Annotated in this window: 20 protein-coding genes; 12 read left to right on the top strand and 8 right to left on the bottom strand. The window is 58.5% G+C overall.

The genetic code is table 11. From position 1 onward, the window contains the following. Nucleotides 1-92 precede the first annotated feature (92 nt). A complete protein-coding gene (locus tag PMI36_RS05540; protein WP_032830612.1) occupies nucleotides 93-926 on the top strand; it encodes an EamA family transporter in 834 nt (277 codons plus the stop codon). A gap of 50 nt (nucleotides 927-976) precedes the next feature. Next, on the top strand, nucleotides 977-1,360 hold the full coding sequence (locus PMI36_RS05535) for an MAPEG family protein (protein WP_008074836.1): 384 nt from the start codon (nucleotides 977-979) through the stop codon (nucleotides 1,358-1,360). Nucleotides 1,361-1,476: 116 nt separating this feature from the next. Here the strand turns inward: PMI36_RS05535 and mltA are convergent, their stop codons facing one another. Then, a complete protein-coding gene (mltA, locus tag PMI36_RS05530; RefSeq protein ID WP_008074838.1) occupies nucleotides 1,477-2,649 on the bottom strand; it encodes a murein transglycosylase A in 1,173 nt (390 codons plus the stop codon). Between the two features lie 128 nt (nucleotides 2,650-2,777). On the opposite strand from mltA, the gene PMI36_RS05525 reads away from it, so the two are divergent. Then, a complete protein-coding gene (locus PMI36_RS05525) occupies nucleotides 2,778-3,227 on the top strand; it encodes a c-type cytochrome (RefSeq protein WP_008074839.1) in 450 nt (149 codons plus the stop codon). 98 nt (nucleotides 3,228-3,325) lie between these two features. Here the strand turns inward: PMI36_RS05525 and PMI36_RS05520 are convergent, their stop codons facing one another. The 4 genes from PMI36_RS05520 to PMI36_RS05505 all read right to left on the bottom strand — a co-directional run bounded on the left by PMI36_RS05520 (nucleotide 3,326) and on the right by PMI36_RS05505 (nucleotide 7,990). Continuing rightward, a complete protein-coding gene (locus tag PMI36_RS05520; RefSeq protein ID WP_007894925.1) occupies nucleotides 3,326-3,721 on the bottom strand; it encodes a DUF1090 domain-containing protein in 396 nt (131 codons plus the stop codon). A 90-nt stretch (nucleotides 3,722-3,811) separates the two neighbouring features. Next, entirely contained in the window at nucleotides 3,812-5,491 is a 1,680-nt protein-coding gene (ligB, locus tag PMI36_RS05515; RefSeq protein ID WP_008074840.1) for an NAD-dependent DNA ligase LigB, read from the bottom strand. A gap of 294 nt (nucleotides 5,492-5,785) precedes the next feature. Continuing rightward, nucleotides 5,786-6,976, bottom strand: a complete 1,191-nt coding sequence (gene metK, locus PMI36_RS05510; RefSeq protein ID WP_008010319.1) for a methionine adenosyltransferase — start codon at nucleotides 6,974-6,976, stop codon at nucleotides 5,786-5,788. Between the two features lie 18 nt (nucleotides 6,977-6,994). Beyond that, nucleotides 6,995-7,990 carry an ArsR/SmtB family transcription factor gene (locus tag PMI36_RS05505; protein WP_008074842.1) on the bottom strand — a complete coding sequence of 332 codons (996 nt, stop codon included), beginning with the start codon at nucleotides 7,988-7,990 and terminating at the stop codon, nucleotides 6,995-6,997. 273 nt (nucleotides 7,991-8,263) lie between these two features. Here PMI36_RS05505 and tkt point away from each other — a divergent pair, with 273 nt between their 5' ends. From tkt to fba, 6 genes are all read left to right on the top strand, one after another. Then, nucleotides 8,264-10,261 (top strand): transketolase, encoded by a 1,998-nt coding sequence (gene tkt, locus PMI36_RS05500; RefSeq protein WP_008074843.1) that lies wholly within the window; start codon nucleotides 8,264-8,266, stop codon nucleotides 10,259-10,261. A gap of 150 nt (nucleotides 10,262-10,411) precedes the next feature. Then, the gene (gene epd / locus PMI36_RS05495; protein ID WP_008074844.1) at nucleotides 10,412-11,473 is read left to right on the top strand and encodes an erythrose-4-phosphate dehydrogenase; all 1,062 of its coding nucleotides are present in this window, start codon (nucleotides 10,412-10,414) and stop codon (nucleotides 11,471-11,473) included. Between the two features lie 25 nt (nucleotides 11,474-11,498). After that, the gene (locus PMI36_RS05490) at nucleotides 11,499-12,662 is read left to right on the top strand and encodes a phosphoglycerate kinase (protein WP_007894933.1); all 1,164 of its coding nucleotides are present in this window, start codon (nucleotides 11,499-11,501) and stop codon (nucleotides 12,660-12,662) included. Between the two features lie 34 nt (nucleotides 12,663-12,696). After that, nucleotides 12,697-12,918, top strand: a complete 222-nt coding sequence (locus PMI36_RS05485) for a hypothetical protein (RefSeq protein ID WP_008074846.1) — start codon at nucleotides 12,697-12,699, stop codon at nucleotides 12,916-12,918. 56 nt (nucleotides 12,919-12,974) lie between these two features. Further along, complete coding sequence (locus PMI36_RS05480; protein ID WP_008074848.1) at nucleotides 12,975-13,307, top strand: MliC family protein; 333 nt, start codon at nucleotides 12,975-12,977, stop codon at nucleotides 13,305-13,307. Between the two features lie 261 nt (nucleotides 13,308-13,568). Then, entirely contained in the window at nucleotides 13,569-14,633 is a 1,065-nt protein-coding gene (fba, locus tag PMI36_RS05475; RefSeq protein WP_007894938.1) for a class II fructose-bisphosphate aldolase, read from the top strand. Nucleotides 14,634-14,683: 50 nt separating this feature from the next. On the opposite strand, the gene PMI36_RS05470 is transcribed toward fba, so the two are convergent. Continuing rightward, nucleotides 14,684-15,433: a transposase gene (locus PMI36_RS05470; protein WP_008074849.1), complete on the bottom strand. Its 750-nt coding sequence runs from the start codon at nucleotides 15,431-15,433 to the stop codon at nucleotides 14,684-14,686. A 273-nt stretch (nucleotides 15,434-15,706) separates the two neighbouring features. Here PMI36_RS05470 and PMI36_RS05465 point away from each other — a divergent pair, with 273 nt between their 5' ends. Then, entirely contained in the window at nucleotides 15,707-16,060 is a 354-nt protein-coding gene (locus PMI36_RS05465; protein WP_008074851.1) for a hypothetical protein, read from the top strand. Between the two features lie 170 nt (nucleotides 16,061-16,230). Here the strand turns inward: PMI36_RS05465 and PMI36_RS05460 are convergent, their stop codons facing one another. Further along, nucleotides 16,231-16,593 (bottom strand): DUF6124 family protein, encoded by a 363-nt coding sequence (locus PMI36_RS05460; protein ID WP_008074853.1) that lies wholly within the window; start codon nucleotides 16,591-16,593, stop codon nucleotides 16,231-16,233. Nucleotides 16,594-17,176: 583 nt separating this feature from the next. Continuing rightward, nucleotides 17,177-17,845, bottom strand: a complete 669-nt coding sequence (locus tag PMI36_RS05455; protein ID WP_008074855.1) for a polysaccharide lyase family 7 protein — start codon at nucleotides 17,843-17,845, stop codon at nucleotides 17,177-17,179. Between the two features lie 315 nt (nucleotides 17,846-18,160). Between PMI36_RS05455 and PMI36_RS05450 the strand changes: the two genes are divergently transcribed. Continuing rightward, entirely contained in the window at nucleotides 18,161-20,284 is a 2,124-nt protein-coding gene (locus tag PMI36_RS05450; protein WP_008074857.1) for a putative bifunctional diguanylate cyclase/phosphodiesterase, read from the top strand. 45 nt (nucleotides 20,285-20,329) lie between these two features. Then, complete coding sequence (locus tag PMI36_RS05445) at nucleotides 20,330-20,821, top strand: M48 metallopeptidase family protein (RefSeq protein ID WP_008074859.1); 492 nt, start codon at nucleotides 20,330-20,332, stop codon at nucleotides 20,819-20,821. Nucleotides 20,822-20,919 lie beyond the last annotated feature (98 nt).

A 20,919-nucleotide genomic window follows, 5' to 3' on the forward strand; every position in this document is an offset into this window, starting at 1 on the left:
GCGATCTTTTGATTTTGCTTTTGGAAGATCAAAAGATCGCAGCCTGCGGCAGCTCCTACGGGGGAGAGTGGGGGCAAAATAAGGAGTGTGCCGTGCTTGCGACGGTTCTGGTGTTGGTGGCGGCGCTGTTGCACGCGGCGTGGAATACCCTGATCAAATTCAGCGCGGAGCGGCTGTTGGTGGTGGCCTGCATGGACAGCGTGGCGCTGCTGTTTGTCGCCCTGATGCTGCCCTTCGTGGCGCTGCCGCCACTGGAGATGTGGCCGTGGATTCTCGCGTCAGCGGCATTCGAGTTGCTCTATCGCTACCTGTTGATCCAGGCCTATCGGGTCGGCGATCTCGGTCTGGTCTATCCGTTGATGCGTGGACTGTCGCCGCTGGTGGTGCTGGCACTGACGCTGATCTTCGCCGGGGAAGTGCTGACGGCTCAGCAGATCTTCGGCATTTTGCTGATCCCGCTCGGCATGTTGTGCCTGCTCTGGCAGGGCGGTGGCGGGGTGCGTCTGCCGTGGTCGATGCTGCCGGTGGTGGCACTGATCGGGTTGTGCATCGGTTGCTACACCTTCATCGATGGCCAGGCCTTGCGGCGCTGGTCCCATCCGCTGGACTACCTGGTTTGGGTCACATTGCTCAGTGCCTGGCCGTTCCCGTTGCTGGCGCTGGTGCGCAAACGCCCGGCGTTCATGCTGTTCTGGCGTGAACAGTGGCGGTTGGGATTGGCGGTCGGGTTTTGCGTACTGTTCAGCTACGCTCTGGTGCTGTGGGCGATGCAGCTCGGTTCAATTGCCGAGGCGGCGGCGCTGCGCGAGATCAGCGTGATTCTGGTGGTGCTGTTCGGCATGCGCTACCTCAAAGAACCTTTCGGCAGGCCCCGGCTCTTAGCCTGTGGGCTGGTGCTGATCGGCATGTTGGTGATGAAGTTTTAGTCGCCGCTGATGGAATTCGATTTTCTATAACTTGAAGAAGGGACTGCGTTATGACGGTTGCTCTGTGGTGCATTTTGATTGCGATCTTTTTGCCTTACTTGTGCATAGGCATCGCCAAGATCAGTGGCGGGTACGGGCTTAGACACAATCATGACCCTCGGGGGTTTCTCGATTCCCTGGAAGGCTTGGGCAAGCGGGCGCATGCGGCGCAACTGAACAGTTTTGAAGTGACCCCGGCGTTTGCGGCGGCGGTGATCGTGGCTCACTTGGCCGGCAATGCCGAACTGGTGACGATCAATGTGCTGTCGGTGCTGTTCATCACCAGTCGGCTGCTCTTCATCATCTGCTACTTGGCGGACTGGGCAATATTGCGGTCGCTGGTATGGTTTGTGGGGATGGGGTTGATCGTCAGTTTCTTTGTGGTGTCGGTTTAAAGGCAAGATCAAAAGATCGCAGCCTTCGGCAGCTCCTACATTGGCCGCGTGCGCCGCAATATCGCGGATGAACATCGATCCCTGTAGGAGCTGGCGCAGCCTGCGATCTTTTGCTTTTAAAGTGTGTCAGCTACCTGCGGCACTTGCGGCAACGCCGCCCCCTTAGGCCAAAGCATCCAGATTTGCCCCTGTTGTTTCATGTCGCCGGCCAATTGCCCGGCCGCATCCCCCGTGCCCCAGAACAGGTCCGCGCGGACCTCGCCGGCAATCGCGCCGCCAGTATCTTGCGCGGCCACCGGACGTACCAGTGCGCTGCCGTCCGGGCGTGTGGTCGATAACCACAACAGACTGCCAAGCGGAATCACCTTGCGGTCCACCGCCGCGCTATAACCTGCGGTCAGCGGGACATTCAGCGAGCCGCGCGGTCCTTCGTTGCTGTCGGGGTTGCGGGTAAAGAACACGTAGCTGGGGTTGCTGCCGAGCAGTTCGGGAATGCGCGCAGGATTCGCCTTGGCCCAGGTGCTGATAGCGCCCATGGTCACGTCTTCTTTCTTCAGCTCACCCTGGTCCACCAGCCAGCGGCCGATGGGTCGATACGGGTGGCCGTTCTGATCGGCGTAACCGATGCGCAACTGACGACCGTCATCAAGCTGGATGCGACCCGAACCCTGGATTTGCAGGAACTGCAGGTTCATCGGGTCGGTCAGCCAGGCAATCACCGGCGCCTTCACACCGTTGGTTTCAATGGTTGCCGCGTCGTCGTACGGCTTGAGCACGCGACCTTCGAGCCTGCCCCGCAGGCGCTTGCCTTTGAGTTCCGGATAGATACTGTCCAGCGAGACGATGATCATGTCCTCGGGCACACCGTACACCGGGATGTTGGCTTCCTCGGTCTGGGTCAGGCTGCCGGGGTACACCGGTTCGTAGTAACCGGTAATCAGGCCGTTGGGGTTGTCATTGGCGGCACGCAGGCCATAGACGTCCAGGTTCTGTTTGAGGAAACCGCGGATGTCCTTGGCGGTTGGCTGCACATTGGCGGAAGCCGCACAGGTGCCGCCCCAGACCGGATCGGCCTTGAGCCGGGTACAGGCGCTGCGCCACGAGCCGAAGCCGGCGACGAGGTCGTTGTCGGACACTGCCGGAAGCGCTTCCCAGGTGGCGCTGGAGTAGGTCGCCAGTGCGTGGGTTTTCGGTTTGCTGCTGTCGCCGCCGGTGCAGCCTGCCAGTACGGCCACCATCGGAAGGGTCCAGGCCAGATTGTGACGCCATGCCTTGAAACGGCTGTTCATGGAGTAATTCCTTTGCCGGCTGCCTGAGTGCTCCATGCGCTCAAACAACCCGTATTGATAATAGGGCTATTGGTCTTTGCCGGTGACGCGAGGATACTGGCCGCCGTTTCCAGTGACCTGAAGCCACCATGATTCTTAAAAGACTTTCCGTTGTATTGCTGGCCTGCCTGACCTTGTCCGCCTGCGGTGGTGTCGACCCGAACTCGCCGCTGGGTCAGCGCAAGGCGATCTTCAAACAGATGCTCAAGACCGGCGAAGACCTGGGCGGCATGTTGCGTGGGCGTATTCCGTTCGATGGCCCGAAATTCGTCGACGGCGCGGTGAAGCTCGACGCGCTGTCCCATGAGCCGTGGAAACATTTCCCGCAGGTGCGCGAAGAGGATCACACCAGCGCCAAGGACGATGTCTGGCAGAAGCAGGCACGTTTCCAGGAGCTGGCCCGCACCCTTGAAGGCGCCACCGGTGAGCTGGTGATTGCCAGCAAGGTTCAGCCCTACAAGGTCAGCAACCTGGGGCCGGCGGTGCAGAAAGTCGAAGATGCCTGCAGTGCCTGCCATAAAGAGTTTCGGGATCATTGATTGCAGAAGAGATCGCAGCCTTCGGCAACGCCTACATGGGAGCGCGTACTCCTGTAGGAGCTGCCGAAGGCTGCGATCTTTTGATCTTGAAAGATCATTTATTTATCCAGCTCATCCAGTGCTTCCTGCAACTCCTTGCGTGATTGAGCCAGTTTGTCCTTGCGCTTGTTGATCTTCTCGGCGTCGCCTTTTTTCATCGCCTTCTCGAGGTCGGCCTGACGCGTGCTGACTTCGTGCTTGGCGTCGAGCACCTTGTTTTCCCGTTCCTTCTTCAAGGAAGCGTCGGTGCAATGGGCAGTGACTTCGTTCAGGGCGGTTTCCAGGCCAGCCTGTTGATCGGCGTTGCCGCGGGACTTGGCCAGTTCGATCTGGTTGATGATGCCTTGTTTTTTGGCGGCGCAGCCGGTCAGGCCCGGGGCATCTTCGTCGGCCATCAATGGAGCGGCCATCACGCTGCACAGGGTCAACACGGCAAGCGGTGAAAGAAGTTTCATAAAAGCTCCAGGTGAAAAATTCGATATAGCGATGGGCTGTTTGAGCGCATCGGCACCTTTGGGTTCCCGGCTCTCAGGCAGGGCTGGCGTCTAGAAACCGTCAATCCCGGCAACACGTAATGTCTCACTCAAGGCCAGGACCTGCGGGTCGCGGAAAAATGCGCTCAATTGCGCTGCGCGCCCCGGGCCGATGCCGGCTTCGGCCTGCCATTGTTCGGTGTTTCGTTGTGCCAGCGCCTGCCATGAGTCGGCGAGGCGTGCCTGACCAGTCGGCGGCAAACCCAGGGCTTTGAGCCAGCGAGCGAATGGGCGTTGCCGGGCGCTGTTGAAACTGTCCAAAAGGCGAGCACTGCTGCGCTCACCGAAGCCGTCAATCTTAGCAAGCTCTTGCTCATCAAGGGTCAACCAATCGACCAGGCTGTCGAGGCGTTCGGCCTTGAGGAGTTTCTCCCAGGTGCCCGGCCCGACATGAGGCAAGGCCAGCCCCTGTTTGCCACTGAGCCAGCTCAGACGTGCGAGGAATTGGCTTTCGCATCCGGGTGTGGGCTGCCAGCAGCTTAAAGAATCAAAATCTGCCGCCAGCGGTACGTTCAATTCCGGGCGTTCGGTGCTGTGCAGGACGACACCATCGAGCCTGGGGATGGTCAGCCCCGCCAGGCTGATGGCGACCTGATCGCCCGGGCGAATATCCAGCGCTTCCCAGCGTTGCAGAGAGCCGACACTGACGCGCCTGATCTGCCGGTCATCGAGCATCACCGGTATCAGATCCAGCACCGGTGTGATCCGGCCGGTTCGTCCAATCTTGAAGTGGACCTTGCGCACCTCGGCCAGCGCCTGGGCGAAGGGGTATTTCCAGGCGACGCTCCAGTAAGGCGTTTTCGCCTGCCAGCGCTCGGCCGGTGGGCGCTGGTCCTGGCGCAGTACGACCCCATCGCTGGCAAAGGGCAGGGGCGAGCGATACCAGTGATCGCGCCAGCGTTCGGCATCGGCAAATGCCTCGATCGGCTGACTGTAGGGTGCCGTACTCGGGAACCCCAACGTGTCCAGAGCTGCCACCCGGTCGGGCAGGCTTTTCGGGCCTTGCGGCCAGTCCCAGACAAACAACCCGATACCGGCGGCCTGCTCGGCGCTCAGCGCCTTGCGTGCCATCAACCCGGCCACCGTGGCGCGGGCATTGAGGCTGCCGGCCTCGGCTTGTACGTGTTCGGTCAGGCGCCAATAGAGTTCGCCTTGCAGCAGCAAGTCCAGCGACTGCGAAAGTTTTTGCGGGATGGCGGCGATCTGGCGTGCCGAGGCTGTCCAGTCCTGGCCGCTTACCCCGTCGCCTCGACTGATCGCCCGGTGCAACCAGCCATTGCGATAAATCAACGTCACCGCCACACCGTCAACCTTGGGCTGAATCCACACTTCGCCCCGATCTTTCAGCCAGGCTTCGACGGCGCGCCCATCGCGCAGTTTTTCCAGGCCGGTGTGGGCGATGGGGTGAGCAACCGTGCCGCCGGCCGTACGCAATGGTTCGGTGGCGGGGCCTGAATCAAAACACTCGCGCCATTCGGTCAGTCGCGCACGGGACTGATCATAGAGTTCATCGGCGATCAGCGATTGGCCTTCACGGTGGTAGTTGTCGTCCCAGCGATCGATTTGCAGTTGCAGGGTAGTGATTTCTTTCTGTGCACGAACTGGTGGCCAATCGGGGCATTCGGCGGCATGGGTGGTCTGGCTGGCGAAGGTCAGCAGGAAAGCGAAAAACAGGCGCAGGTTGGGGAGCATCGAGAGCGTCCTTGCTCAGTGGGATGCTTGAAGGCTAGATCAGTACTGGTAGGCGCGAAGGGTGGTTTTTTTGCTGAGTGTTTCTGGCATGAGACAGAGGTGACTGGGCTGGCCTCTTCGCGAGCAAGCCCGCTCCCACATGGGGTCTTTTGTGTACACAGATGTTGTGAGTGATCGAGATCAAGTGTGGGAGGGGGCTTGCTCGCGAAAGCGGCGACACGGTCTCAAGTAGCAGAACAATAAAAAGCCCCGCACGGCGAACCGTGCGGGGCTTTGGGTACCGCAGGAAAAGTCTTACAGGCCGGCAGCGACACGCAGGTCGTCGGCGCGGTCGGTTTTTTCCCAAGTGAAAGTGGTGAACGTATCGTCGCCCACAGTCTTGGTCGCCGGAGTGCGACCGAAGTGGCCGTACGCAGCGGTTTCCTGGTACATCGGGTGCAGCAGGTCAAGCATGGTGGTGATCGCGTATGGACGCAGGTCGAACACTTCGCGAACCAGTTTGACGATCTTGTCGTCGCTGATTTTACCGGTGCCGAAGGTGTTCAACGAAATCGACGTAGGCTGGGCAACACCGATCGCGTAGGAAACCTGAATCTCGCAACGCTCGGCCAGGCCAGCCGCGACGATGTTCTTGGCCACGTAACGACCGGCGTAGGCCGCCGAACGGTCAACCTTCGATGGATCCTTGCCGGAGAACGCGCCGCCGCCGTGACGGGCCATGCCGCCGTAACTGTCGACGATGATCTTGCGACCGGTCAGGCCGCAGTCGCCCACCGGGCCACCGATGATGAATTGGCCGGTCGGGTTGATGTGGAACTGGGTGTCCTTGGACAGCAGCTCGGCAGGCAATACGTGCTTGACGATCAGTTCCATCACGCCTTCGCGCAGGTCTTTGTACGATACGTCAGGGTTGTGCTGGGTCGACAACACAACAGCGTCGATACCGACAACCTTGCCGCCTTCGTAACGGCAAGTCACTTGCGACTTGGCGTCCGGGCGCAGCCAAGGCAGCAGGCCGGATTTACGGGCTTCAGCCTGGCGTTGAACCAGTTGGTGCGAGAAGGTGATCGGTGCTGGCATCAGCACGTCGGTTTCGTTGCTGGCGTAGCCGAACATCAGGCCCTGGTCGCCGGCGCCCTGGTCTTCAGGCTTGGCACGGTCAACGCCCTGGTTGATGTCAGGGGACTGCTTGCCGATGATGTTCATCACGCCGCAGGTCGCACCGTCGAAGCCGACATTGGAGCTGTTGTAGCCGATGTCGAGAATCACGTTACGGACGATGTCTTCCAGATCGACCCAGGCCGACGTGGTGACTTCACCTGCGATGATTGCCACGCCGGTTTTCACCAGCGTCTCGCACGCTACACGGGCGAATTTGTCTTCAGCAATGATGGCGTCCAGCACCGCATCGGAAATCTGGTCGGCGATTTTATCCGGATGCCCTTCAGACACGGACTCGGAGGTGAAGAGGGAGTATTCGCTCATCTCGATTTTTTCCTGAATTTACCGATGGTGAGTGTCGCCAGTCGGTCGCTGAAAATGGCGGACCTGAATCTGGAAACCATTACGTAAGCCTACATAGAGGCTTTCCCCGGGAACGAGTCCCGCAGCGGTGGCCCAACGGGCCAGATCGTCCTGTTCAAACCCCAACCACAGATCACCGCAGGCCTCCCTGGCCCAACTCTGGTTGTGGCTACATAAATCTGTCACGAGCAGGCTACCGCCCGGTTGCAGCAAGTCGGCCATGCGCTTGAGTGCTTCGGCCGGCGCGGCGAAATGGTGCAGTACCATGTTCAGTACAACGCAATCAGCCTTGAGGCTTACACCGTTCAATGCATCGGCCAATTGCAGGCTGACGTTAGCCAGCATTTCACGTTCGCAGACCTGGCGGGCCAGATCGAGCATCGCCGGGCTGTTGTCCAGCGCGGTGACTTGAGCGAAACGACGCGCCAGTTCCGGCAGAAAGCCGCCATCGCCAGGGCCCACTTCGATGGCTGTGGCGCCCGGGCCGAAACTCAGCTTGTCGAGCAGTGCCACTACGCTGTCGCGGTACTGTGGCAGGCCGGCAATCAGGTCTTGCTGGGCACGAAACTTCTCCGCGACCCGTGAGAAAAAGTCCTGGCTGGCCGCCGCTCGCTGCCCGTGGACCTGACCGATCCGCGACTGAACGTCAGTCGGCAGGGTCAGGTTGTCCACTTCTTCCAGCAGCGCGGCATGCAGCTTGCCGCCCAGCAGATCGGTGTGGGGCAGGGCGCGACGGTAGAAAATCGCATTGCCTTCACGACGGGTCGCCACCAGGTCGGCCTGGGCCAAAACCTTGAGGTGATGACTCATGCCAGACTGGCCAATGCCGAAGATCTGCGCCAGTTCCAGTACACCGAACGAATCGTTGGCCAGCGCGCGCAATACATTCAGCCGCAGAGGATCGCCGCCGGCCTTGCACAGGGCCGCCAGCTCATCGCAATCGTCATGTCGAATGGAGGGTGCGCGTAAATTCATAAGGCCAGCAGTCTAGTGATGGTCAGAAATCATCGCAAGAGCAATATCAAAAAGTTTTGATATTGCTCGATAGATGGCGCTTTTCAGCGTTAGGTTTAGTCAGCAAGCGAACAGCGGAAAGGTTTCATCAGTCGAATACGCTGTTATCCATTGGAAAAACGCCTTCGGATGACTATCTGTCATTGCCCCGAAGGCGGTCGGTGAGGGAAAATGCTCGCCTTTTTTCCGTTTCGTTTTATTAACTCTCGATTCAATATCCGCAGGAGAACAGCGATGCCCAGCCGTCGTGAGCGTGCCAACGCCATTCGTGCCCTCAGCATGGATGCCGTGCAAAAAGCCAACAGCGGCCATCCCGGTGCCCCTATGGGTATGGCGGATATCGCCGAAGTACTTTGGCGTGACTACCTGAAGCACAACCCGAGCAATCCATCGTTCGCTGACCGTGACCGCTTCGTGCTGTCCAACGGTCACGGTTCGATGTTGATCTACTCGCTGCTGCACCTCACCGGTTATGACCTGTCGATCGATGACCTGAAAAACTTCCGCCAGCTGCACAGCCGCACTCCGGGCCACCCGGAATACGGCTACACCCCGGGCGTCGAAACCACCACTGGTCCACTGGGGCAAGGCCTGGCCAACGCCGTGGGTTTCGCGTTGGCGGAAAAAGTCCTGGCGGCGCAGTTCAACCGTCCCGGCCATAACGTTGTCGATCACCACACCTACGTGTTCCTGGGTGATGGCTGCATGATGGAAGGCATTTCCCACGAAGTCAGCTCCCTGGCCGGTACCTTGGGCCTGGGCAAACTGATCGCCTTCTACGATGACAACGGCATCTCCATCGACGGCGAAGTCGAAGGCTGGTTCACCGATGACACGCCGAAGCGTTTCGAGGCCTACAACTGGCAGGTGATCCGCAACGTCGACGGTCATGACCCGGAAGAAATCAAGATCGCCATCGACACGGCCCGCAAAAGCGAGCAGCCGACGCTGATCTGCTGCAAGACCACCATCGGTTTCGGCTCGCCGAACAAGCAGGGCAAGGAAGACTGCCACGGTGCCCCGTTGGGTGACGCGGAAATCGCTCTGACCCGTGAAGCACTGAAGTGGAACCACGGCCCGTTCGAAATCCCGGCCAATATTTATGCCGAGTGGGACGCCAAGGAGTCCGGTCGCGCTGCCGAAGCCGAGTGGGATCAGCGTTTCGCTGCCTACTCCGCGGCCTTCCCGGAGCTGGCCAACGAACTGATTCGTCGTCTGAGCGGTGACCTGCCGGAAGACTTCGCGGAAAAAGCGGCTGCTTACATCGCTGAAGTCGCGGCCAAGGGCGAAACCATCGCCAGCCGTAAAGCCAGCCAGAATGCCCTGAACGCGTTCGGCCCGCTGTTGCCGGAACTGCTGGGCGGTTCGGCTGACCTGGCCGGTTCCAACCTGACCCTGTGGAAAGGTTGCAAAGGCGTCACCGCCGAAGACGCCAGCGGCAACTACATGTACTACGGCGTTCGCGAGTTCGGCATGAGCGCGATCATGAACGGCGTGGCCCTGCACGGCGGCCTGGTGCCTTACGGCGCGACCTTCCTGATGTTCATGGAATACGCCCGCAACGCGGTGCGCATGTCGGCGCTGATGAAGAAGCGCATCATTTATGTGTTCACCCACGACTCCATCGGTCTGGGCGAAGACGGCCCGACTCACCAGCCGATCGAGCAACTGGCCAGCCTGCGTTGCACGCCGAACCTCGATACCTGGCGTCCAGCCGATGCCGTTGAATCGGCAGTGGCCTGGAAATGCGCGCTGGAGCGTGACGACGGTCCGTCGGCACTGATCTTCTCCCGTCAGAACCTGCAGCACCAAACCCGTGATGCCGTGCAGATCGAGTGCATCAATCGCGGCGGCTACGTGCTGAAAGACTGCGCAGGCGAGCCTGAGCTGATCCTGATCGCCACCGGTTCGGAAGTCGGCCTGGCCGTTCAAGCCTTCGACAAACTGACCGAGCAAGGCCGCAAGGTGCGTGTTGTTTCGATGCCATGCACCAGCGTCTTCGAAGCCCAGGACGCCGGCTACAAGCAAGCGGTTCTGCCATTGCAGGTCAGCGCGCGTATCGCCATCGAAGCTGCTCACGCGGACTACTGGTACAAGTACGTGGGCCTGGAAGGGCGTGTGATCGGCATGACCACCTACGGCGAGTCGGCGCCTGCACCTGCCTTGTTCGAAGAGTTCGGCTTCACCCTGGAAAACATCCTGGGTCAGGCTGAAGAGCTGCTGGAAGACTGATCCAGAAAATGTGTCGTCTGGACTGCCGCTTTCGCGAGCAAGCCCGCTCCCACATGAGATCGCATTCTCCTGTGGGAGCGGGCTTGCTCGCGAAGGCGTCGGGCCAGTCAATGCTGCAATGACGGATTCACCACGGTAATCGAGAACCCCATGCCTCAACCGCGTCCTTACAAAGTTGCACTCAACGGCTACGGCCGGATTGGTCGTTGCGTCTTGCGTGCGTTGTTTGAGCGAGGCTCGGCGGCAGGGTTCGAAATTGTCGCGATCAACGATCTGGCCGACATGGCCAGCATCGAATACCTGACACGCTTCGACTCCACACACGGGCGGTTTCCCGGCGAGGTGAGGGTCGAGGGCGATTGTCTGCATATTAAAGGCGACTGCGTGAAGGTCCTGCGCAGTGCCACCCCCGAAGGCATCGATTGGGCGTCACTGGGCGTCGATCTGGTGCTGGAGTGCTCCGGCGCTTATCACACGCGTGCCGATGGCCAGCGGTTCCTCGACGCCGGTGCGCCGCGGGTGCTGTTCTCCCAGCCGATGGCCAGCGAGGCGGATGTCGACGCCACCATCGTCTACGGTGTGAACCAGGATTGCCTGACCGGCGACGAGCTGCTGGTGTCCAACGCCTCCTGCACCACCAACTGCGGCGTGCCGCTGTTGCGCCTGCTGGATCAGGCCATTGGTCTGGAATACGTGTCGATCACCACCATCCACTCGGCGATGAACGATCAGCCGGTGATCGACGCCTATCACCACGAAGACCTGCGCCGCACCCGTTCGGCGTTCCAGTCGGTGATTCCGGTGTCCACTGGTCTGGCGCGAGGCATTGAACGCCTGCTGCCGGAACTTGCCGGGCGAATTCAGGCCAAAGCCGTGCGGGTGCCGACGGTTAACGTGTCCTGCCTCGACATTACGATGCAGACCGTAAGCGATACCGACGCCACCGAGGTCAACCGGATTCTGCGCGAGGCCGCCACTCATGGCCCGCTCAAGGGCCTTCTGGCCTACACCGAGTTGCCTCACGCCAGTTGTGATTTCAATCATGACCCACATTCGGCCATCGTCGATGCCAGTCAGACCCGCGTTTCCGGCCCTCGGCTGGTGAACATCCTGGCCTGGTTCGACAACGAATGGGGTTTTGCCAATCGAATGCTGGACGTTGCAGAACACTATTTGCAAACAGCTGCACCACAACCAAAACCTGCTCTCTAAAACAGCTATCCAGGAAATGCGACCCATGACCGTGTTGAAGATGACCGACCTCGATCTGCAAGGTAAGCGCGTACTGATCCGCGAAGACCTCAACGTCCCAGTCAAGGACGGTGTTGTCACCAGCGATGCGCGAATCCTGGCTTCGCTGCCGACCATCAAGCTGGCCCTGGAAAAAGGCGCGGCCGTGATGGTCTGCTCGCACCTTGGCCGTCCGACCGAAGGCGAGTTCTCGGCCGAGAACAGCCTCAAGCCAGTCGCTGACTACCTGAGCAAAGCCCTGGGCCGCGAAGTGCCGCTGGTGTCCGATTACCTGGGCGGCGTCGACGTGAAAGCCGGCGACATCGTTTTGTTCGAAAACGTGCGCTTCAACAAGGGCGAGAAAAAGAACGCTGACGAACTGGCCAAGCAATACGCCGCCCTGTGCGACGTGTTTGTGATGGACGCTTTCGGCACCGCTCACCGCGCCGAGGGTTCGACCCACGGCGTGGCCAAGTTCGCCAAAGTCGCTGCTGCTGGCCCGTTGCTGGCCGCCGAACTGGACGCACTGGGCAAGGCCTTGGGCGCCCCGGCTCAGCCAATGGCTGCTATCGTTGCCGGTTCCAAAGTGTCGACCAAACTCGACGTGCTCAACAGCCTGAGCCAGATCTGCAACCAGCTGATCGTCGGCGGCGGCATCGCCAACACCTTCCTGGCTGCTGCTGGTCACCCGGTCGGCAAATCCTTGTACGAGCCGGACCTGTTGGACACCGCCCGTGAAATCGCTGCCAAAGTCAGCGTTCCGCTGCCGGTCGACGTGGTGGTTGCCAAGGAATTCGCTGAAAGCGCTACCGCGACCGTCAAGCTGATTGCCGACGTGGCCGCAGACGACATGATCCTGGACATCGGCCCACAGACCGCGGCGAATTTCGCCGAGCTGTTGAAGTCGTCCAAGACCATCCTGTGGAACGGCCCGGTGGGCGTGTTCGAGTTCGACCAGTTCGGTAACGGCACCAAAGTGCTGGCCCAAGCCATCGCCGAAAGCTCGGCGTTCTCCATCGCTGGTGGTGGCGACACCCTGGCGGCCATCGATAAATATGGCGTTGCCGAGCAGATCTCCTACATTTCTACCGGCGGCGGCGCGTTCCTCGAATTCGTCGAAGGCAAAGTGCTGCCGGCCGTTGAAGTCCTGGAAAGCCGGGCCAAGGCCTGAGGCCGCCCATTTGACCAGGCAAAGGAGTGTTCACATGGTCAGGACCTTAATGCTGTTGATTGCCGCGGGTATGCTGGCGGCTTGCGGGAGTAACCCGAAAGCCACGCCGGAACCCGCGCCGCAAACACACGAAAAAGGCTGCTACCAGGCGGATTGGCAAGCGGAAACCAACCCGGTGATCAACAAGCGCTCCGGGCCCGATGGCCTGGACAAATACGAGACGCAGGCTCCGGCCAAGGAACATGGTTGCCCTTGAGGGGTCTGACTCTTTACTCAAGGCTGGCGGCGTGTGCCGTCAGTCGAGGAACACGGATGAAACGCTTTATCGCCGTTGCGGCACTGGCATTGCTGGCAGGTTGCGCCAATTCGAACCTGTTCAACGCTGCCGAGCCCGCGGACAGCTGGACCACCTGGACCTGCGACAGTCAGGCCAAAGTGCTCTGGCGCTACACTGACATCAACCGCAAGCAAGTCGACGTTCGCCTGGGCGGTGCTGATCAGGTCTACCGTTTGAAGCTAGAGCCGGGCGCCGAAGGTTCGCTGTACAGCAACGACATGCTGGCGTTTCACGTAAAAGGTGAGGAAGGCCTGGTTTACTGGGTCGCCACCAACGATTTGATCGGCCGCGGTTGTAAAGCCGAGTAACACGATTGATTTGATTCACAGCGATCCAAATGTGGGAGCGGGCTTGCTCGCGAAGGCGGTGGATCAGCTTGCATAGATGTTGAATGTATAACCGCATTCGCGAGCAAGCCCGCTCCCACAGTGGTTCTCTGTAGTTATTGAGATTTTGCACCACCGAATTCGCAGCCCGGGCCAACCCCCGATCTGCAATAACTTGAATAGCCGCCGCCGCTACGGCAGGCTGGCACGATTAACGACCCTCAACCGGGAGAGACACACACAATGGCACTTATCAGCATGCGCCAGATGCTGGACCACGCAGCCGAGTTCGGCTACGGCGTTCCAGCCTTCAACGTCAACAACCTTGAGCAGATGCGCGCCATCATGGAAGCCGCTGACAAGACTGACTCCCCGGTGATCGTCCAGGCTTCGGCCGGTGCTCGCAAATACGCAGGCGCCCCGTTCCTGCGTCACCTGATCCTGGCAGCCATCGAAGAATTCCCGCACATCCCGGTGTGCATGCACCAGGACCACGGCACCAGCCCTGACGTCTGCCAGCGCTCCATCCAGTTGGGCTTCAGCTCGGTGATGATGGACGGTTCCCTCGGCGAAGACGGCAAGACCCCGACCGACTACGACTACAACGTCCGTGTTACCCAACAAACCGTAGCCATGGCTCACGCCTGCGGCGTATCGGTAGAAGGCGAGCTGGGCTGCCTGGGTTCGCTGGAAACCGGCATGGCCGGTGAAGAAGACGGCATCGGCGCCGAAGGCGTTCTGGATCACAGCCAAATGCTGACCGACCCGGAAGAAGCCGCTGACTTCGTCAAACGCACCCAGGTCGATGCCCTGGCTATCGCCATCGGCACCAGCCACGGCGCCTACAAGTTCACCAAGCCACCTACCGGCGACGTGCTGGCCATCGACCGCATCAAAGAAATCCACAAACGCATCCCGAACACCCACCTGGTCATGCACGGTTCGTCTTCGGTTCCGCAAGAGTGGCTGGCGATCATCAACCAGTACGGCGGCGACATCAAAGAAACCTACGGCGTACCGGTTGAAGAAATCGTCGAAGGCATCAAGCACGGCGTGCGCAAGGTCAACATCGACACCGACCTGCGCCTGGCCTCCACCGGTGCGATGCGTCGCCTGATGGCTACCAACCCTAGCGAGTTCGACCCGCGTAAGTTCTTCGGCGCTACCGTGACTGCAATGCGTGATGTGTGTATCGCACGTTATGAGCAGTTTGGTACGGCGGGTAATGCTTCGAAGATCAAGCCGATCTCGTTGGAAGCGATGTATCAGCGGTATTTGAAGGGTGAGTTGAACGCTAAGGTTAATTGAGCCTGAGCGTTAAACTACGTTGATAAAAAACCCGCCGAGAGGCGGGTTTTTTATGGGCGGAGATTAATGCGGCGCTGCTTATGCTCAGCGTATCGAATGTCGCCTATAACGGACATTTGTAAGGATTTAGGCGGAAAAGTCCGATATAGGTGACATTGATCTTTTTTCAGTGGTTCGATTTCTCGAGGACTGCCCGTCAGTTGGCCGCGTTGGAGGGCGCCTCTGATTAGCTGCAATTCTGAAGAAGGGATCACCTGTTCCATAAATGAGGTATAGCGAGCCAGGCGCTCGGTATAGCTTTTACCGAGTTCGTTGAAGCAAAGATCTTCATCCAGCCAATGGTTTTCTGCAGTTTCGTTGAGACGCAGGTGCAAGCTCGACCAAGGGTAATCTTGAGCATGCTGCACCATTTGCGCTCGCACCGGGTTTAGCTCGATGTATCGACTACAAGCCAGCAGGTAGGTGTCGGTTTGAACCACGCTGGATTTGTATCGACTCTCCCACAAGGTACCGGAGCGTCCCTCCAGCTTGTTGCGATACCGCGTCGTGCGGCCCGCCAGGCCTTTCATCAATTGCCCGAGACCCGCAACGGAGTCTCCAGGTGCGAGCAATAGATGGACATGGTTGGTCATCAAGCAGAAGGCATACACTTTCACGTCGAATAGCGTTTTGAGTTCTCGCAGATCGTCGAGGTAGCGTTGATAGTCACTCGGCTCGGCGAACACAACCTGCCGGTTGTGGCCGCGTTGCACGACATGGTGCGGATAATTGGGTAACACAACACGTCCCATTCTGGGCATATAGCTTCCTACTTCCTTGTAGTGATGGGTGCAGCATAGCAGTAGAGTATCGATTAAATAAATCTGTACCCTTTGTTTTGAATCTGTCCCCTTATGCTAGATTCTTTGTATATGTATGTTTATACACCTGTCAGGTTTGACAGTAGACATCAAGGTTCTGAGTAAATATTTTGTGTCTTGACTGGGGGCGATGACGGTAATTAGTGATTTAAGTGATTTAAGTGATTTAAATAAATCTGTCCCCTTTTCCTCTTATTAGATGGAGTATTGAAAATGCCAAATCTTGATTGGGATTACTATTCCGAAACCGATAGGTACTATTTGCAAATCAAAAATAGCAATCAAAGCGCTGGGACATTTGATGGTCGCCTTGTTCACAGAGCTGGTTCCGAAGGGGTTGTTGACAAGGACAATAAGGTGGAAGGGGGGTTTTCATTTTACGATGATAAACAGGAAACAGTGATCTGGTTTGATACGCCTTCCGATAAATGGAGGTTAGTGGCAGCTTATGTGAATGGGAGTTCAAACTTTGATACTTGGCTAGCAGTGCGCACCTCCAAATCATCAAATGATACAAAAAGCCCTGAAAGATTTACGTTCAAGGCAAAACAAGTTAAAGCTTGGTAGTAATGGTTGAGTATAAAAGGGGGCAGGTTTATTTAATCATCCCTTATTCAGTGAGTTGAGCGCTAAGGTTAACTGAGCCTGAGTGTTAAGCTGCATTGATAAAAAACCCGCCGAGAGGCGGGTTTTTTATTGGAAGCAAGTTTGCTCGCCTTGCTCCAACCAGAGCCCGATTACTCCTTCAATTCGACGTGGTCCAACGCCTGGTTCACCGCCAGTTCGCCGAGCATGACCACTTGGGCGATGCCCAGCAGGGTCTTGCGATGGGAGGTCTCCAGCAGCGCCGCGAAATTGTTGAGCATGGTGGTAGCAGAGCCCAGTGTTTCGCTGGCGTTGGCCAGCAGGGATTCGGTGTTGTACTTCGGATTGGCCAAGTACATGGGCTCGGGTTCGTTGGTGGTGGCCATGATGTTGGCGGCCGGGTTGAGGTAATGGTCGAGGGCGCGCTCGGCGGCTTCGTGGAATTTTTTTGAGTCGGGGGATTCGTAGGGGGATGCCGGATCTGTGACCGGCGGATTAGGCGTTACCTTGAACATAAGCTGAAAACTCCTGAATGGAGCTGCTTAACCTTCTCTACTAAAAGAAGGGTGGCAGCTGTGCGCAGGTTAGTAGACCGGGGAGTTATCAGCATTAACCGGCGCGCCGAAGCGCCCTGAGCACAGCCACCATCACGTTCAGACAGGAACATCTGATGGACAGAGCTTTGCACCTAACTGAAAAAACACCACGGGCTACTAAACCCGATCACTGGGAATCAGTGACACGAATCAAGTTACCGGTGGGCTTCAAGGCGCACAAGCCGGCGGATTCTGGCGTACGTGTAGGCGGTGACGCAAGCCGTTGTAGGCTTCATGAAGTAACGCTGAGTGTCTTTAAACGTGGGCGTTTAAGTGGGACTAGATGCCGGTCAGTGAAGGGATGGCGTTGGACATAAAAGAACCTGTGGCGAGGGAGCTTGCTCCCGCTGGGGCGCGAAGCGGCCCCCAAAAAAGAGGGACTGCTGCGCAGCCCGACGGGAGCAAGCTCCCTCGCCACAATGGGTGGATTCCTACGAAGTTTTCGGAGCTGAAGATCAAAAGATCGCAGCCTTCGGCAGCTCCTACAGGGGATCGAGTCGCCTCAGGTATCGTGATCGATATCCAGCTTGCTGAAGTTCACTTCCCCGCCTTCGCTGGTGTACCCGGTGTTGTCCTGCACATAGGCGCCGGCCTTGAAGTACAGCGGTTTATCACGCCACATCGCGCTGATGTCGGTATCCCACTGATAGCCTGCCGCACTGATACCCAATGCACCGCCGGGGCTGAGGTGGATGAGGTAGGAAAATTCCCGGTCGAGTTTTATGCCTGTGGCGATGGTGATGACCCGGGCGGTGTCGTCGTCGGGGTGCATGCGGACTTTGGCGACGATGTTTCCGGTCTCGCTGGAGTCCTTGTATTGATATTCGAGCTTCACCATGGGCTTCTGGCTTTTGTAGGCATGGATCTGACCAATAACGATCTTGCCCGTGCTGGGTACCTTGCTGACCGTAAGGGTCGCACGCAGAAAGTTGTCCGCGTCGGGGTAGTACCAGTTTTTCAGCGTGCCATTGCTGTAGGTTTCGCGCAGTTCGGTGCGAGGGTAAATCGCGTTTTCAGTGCGGGTGCCGGTTACCGGGGCCCAAAAAAACAAGGTGCCGGTGTCGGAGTGGAAGTATTGATCCTTGAAGCCGTCCACCAGTTTGGTTGTTTCAACGGTGTACGGCGGACTGCCGACAGGAACGCTGAGGTTCCAGGTTGCGAGATCGATCATATTCGAGCTTCCACTTTTTTCTGTACGCACGTGCCAGAAGCTCTAGCGCGTGCCTTCGGGCTGTCTTTATAAGCGTAGAACGGTTGTTTGTTAATGCCCATTTGGCAGATGGTTGACGTCAACATCCTGTCGAAATGCCATCCTTCCCGGTTTCCGGGGCCTGTAGGACTGACCGTTAGTCGGCTATATGAAACTTACTGAAGTGATGGCACACCGGTGGCTTCTGCTTTTGCGGATCCGGGTCTAGAGTGAAGTCGCATTATGTGTCCGGTTTTCACAAGAGACCGGCCTGAGGTCCCGAACAAGAGATGCAGCATGGAATGCGCACAACCTATGCCAGCTGAAGGCAGCTCAATCCTTTTAATTGTTGATGATTACCCCGAAAACCTGATCAGCATGCGCGCGTTGTTACAGCGCCAGGACTGGCAGGTCATCACCGCGGCTTCCGGGTTTGAAGCGCTCAGTCTGTTACTCGAACACGATGTCGACCTGGTACTGCTGGACGTGCAGATGCCGGGTATGGACGGTTTCGAAGTAGCGCGCCTGATGCGTGGCAGTCAGCGAACCCGCCTCACGCCGATCATTTTCCTTACCGCCAACGAACAATCCCAGGACGCCGTGATCAGGGGCTACGCCAGTGGCGCAGTGGATTACCTGTTCAAACCGTTCGACCCGCAAATTCTCAAACCCAAAGTCCAGGCCCTGCTCGAGCATCAGCGTAATCGCCGTGCCTTGCAGCAGTTGAGCCATGACCTGGAAGCCGCTCGTGCCTTCAATGCCTCGGTGCTGGATAACGCCGCCGAAGGCATTTTGGTGGTGGGCGAGGACGGGCTGATTCGCTTTGCCAATCCCGCGATGTCCCGCTTGCTCAATGCCACGGTGCATGAGCTGCAAGGCAAGGAGTTTCTGGATTTCCTGCAAAAGCCGCACATTCCGATCTGGGCCGACTCCGAATTGTTTGCCGGCTACAAGCGCGGTGAAACCCTGCGCCTGCACGATGCGTTGCTGCGTACCGCGCCCGGTCAGCAAGTGCCGGTGGCATTGTCCTGCGCGCCTTTGCCCACCGAACAACATGCCATGGTGGTGACGGTGCTGGACATGTCGGTGGTGCACCATCTGCATCAGCAGCTGGAGTTTCAGGCGGTGACCGATCCGCTGACCGGCCTGCTCAATCGCCGGGGTTTCTACCAGACCGTCGAAAACCTGCTGCTGCGCGGCGAACGCTCCGACAGCACATGGGTGCTGTTGTACCTGGACCTCGACGGCTTCAAGCGGGTCAATGATTCCCTCGGCCACGATGCTGGCGACCGGGTGCTGCGATGGGTGTCCGAGCAGTTGAAGGCGTGTCTGCGGCCCTTCGATATTCTGGCGCGGATGGGTGGTGATGAGTTCACCGCGCTGCTGGATCTTGAGCTCCCCGAGCACGCGGCGAAGATTGCCGAGAAGCTCATCGAGCGGGTGTCGATCTGTCAGCAGATCGAAGGCATGGACATCGCCTTGGGCGCCAGTATCGGCATCGCCACTTATCCCGATTGTGGGGCTAATCTCGACGGGTTGATGCGCGCGTCCGACATCGCCATGTACGAAGCCAAGCGTGCCGGGCGTCAGCAATATCGCTTCTACGATCACGAAATGAATGGCCGGGCGCGCTCGCGGCTGATGCTCGAAGAGAGCGTGCGCACGGCCATCGAGAACCGCGATTTCAATCTGGTGTATCAGCCTCAGGTGGCCATTGCCGACGGGCAGATTCGCGGGTTCGAGGCGTTGCTGCGCTGGCAGCATCCGAGTGTTGGCGATGTACCGCCGGGGCTGTTTTTGCCGTTGCTGGAAGAGGCGCGGTTGATCAGTCGCCTGGGCAGCTGGATTTACCATCGTGGGGCCAAACAGCGAAAAGCCTGGGAAACCTTGTTTGCCGAAGATCTGGTGCTGGGCGTCAGTTTGAGCAGCACGCAATTCGGATTGCCCAACCTGGTCACCGAGCTGCGCCAGGTGCTGGACCGCCATGGTTTGAAACCGCGGCAGCTGGAGGTCGAGGTCACGGAAGAGGCCTTGATGCTTAACCCCGACGAAACCCGTAAGCAGCTGCGTTTGCTGCGCAATTTGGGAGTGCGGGTGGCGCTGGATGATTTTGGTTCCGGGGCTTGTTCGCTGGCGCATCTGCGAGATCTTGAACTGGACACGCTCAAACTTGACCGGCATTTGATCGCCCGGTTGCCGGGATCCGAACGGGATGCAGCGCTGGCACGCAGTGTCATCGATTTGTGCAAACAGTTCGGTCTGTTAGTCATCGCTGAAGGGGTGGAGACGGTGGCGCAATATGAATGGCTGCAAGCCAACGGTTGCCAGTATGTGCAGGGGTTTCTGGTCGCGCGGCCGTTGATGGCCGAGGACACCCGTCACTTTGTCGAGCCGTTCGACTGGGGCGCGCTGACGAGTTGAATTCGTTACACTGACGATCTTTTCGTGACTCGTGTTGCCGCCCCAATGACCGCGTTGAAATACCTCCAGGCCTATCCCGCTGCGTTGCAGGACCAGGTGCGACAGCTGATCGCCGAAGGTCGGCTGGGCGACTACCTGAGCCAGCGATATCCGGAAAAGCACGGGGTGCAGAGCGACAAGGCGCTGTACACCTATGCCCTGGACCTCAAGCAGGAATACCTGCGTAACGCCCCGGCGATTGACAAGGTGTTGTTCGACAACCGTCTGGACCTGACCCATCGTGCGCTCGGTCTGCACACTACGATTTCCCGGGTGCAAGGCGGTAAGCTCAAGGCCAAGAAAGAAATTCGCATCGCCTCGCTGTTCAAGGACGCGGCGCCGCAGTTTCTGAAAATGATCGTGGTGCATGAGTTGGCACACTTCAAAGAGTCGGATCACAACAAGGCGTTCTACAAGCTGTGCGAACACATGTTGCCGGGGTATCACCAGGTGGAGTTCGATTTGCGGGTGTACCTGACTTGGCGGGAGATGCACTGAAGGATCAAGATCAAGATCAAGATCAAGATCAAGATCAAAAGATCGCAGCCTTCGGCAGCTCCTACGCGCCTGCGGGCGCTGCCGAAGGCTGCGATCTT

Source organism: Pseudomonas sp. GM79, assembly GCF_000282495.1.
GTDB lineage: Bacteria > Pseudomonadota > Gammaproteobacteria > Pseudomonadales > Pseudomonadaceae > Aquipseudomonas.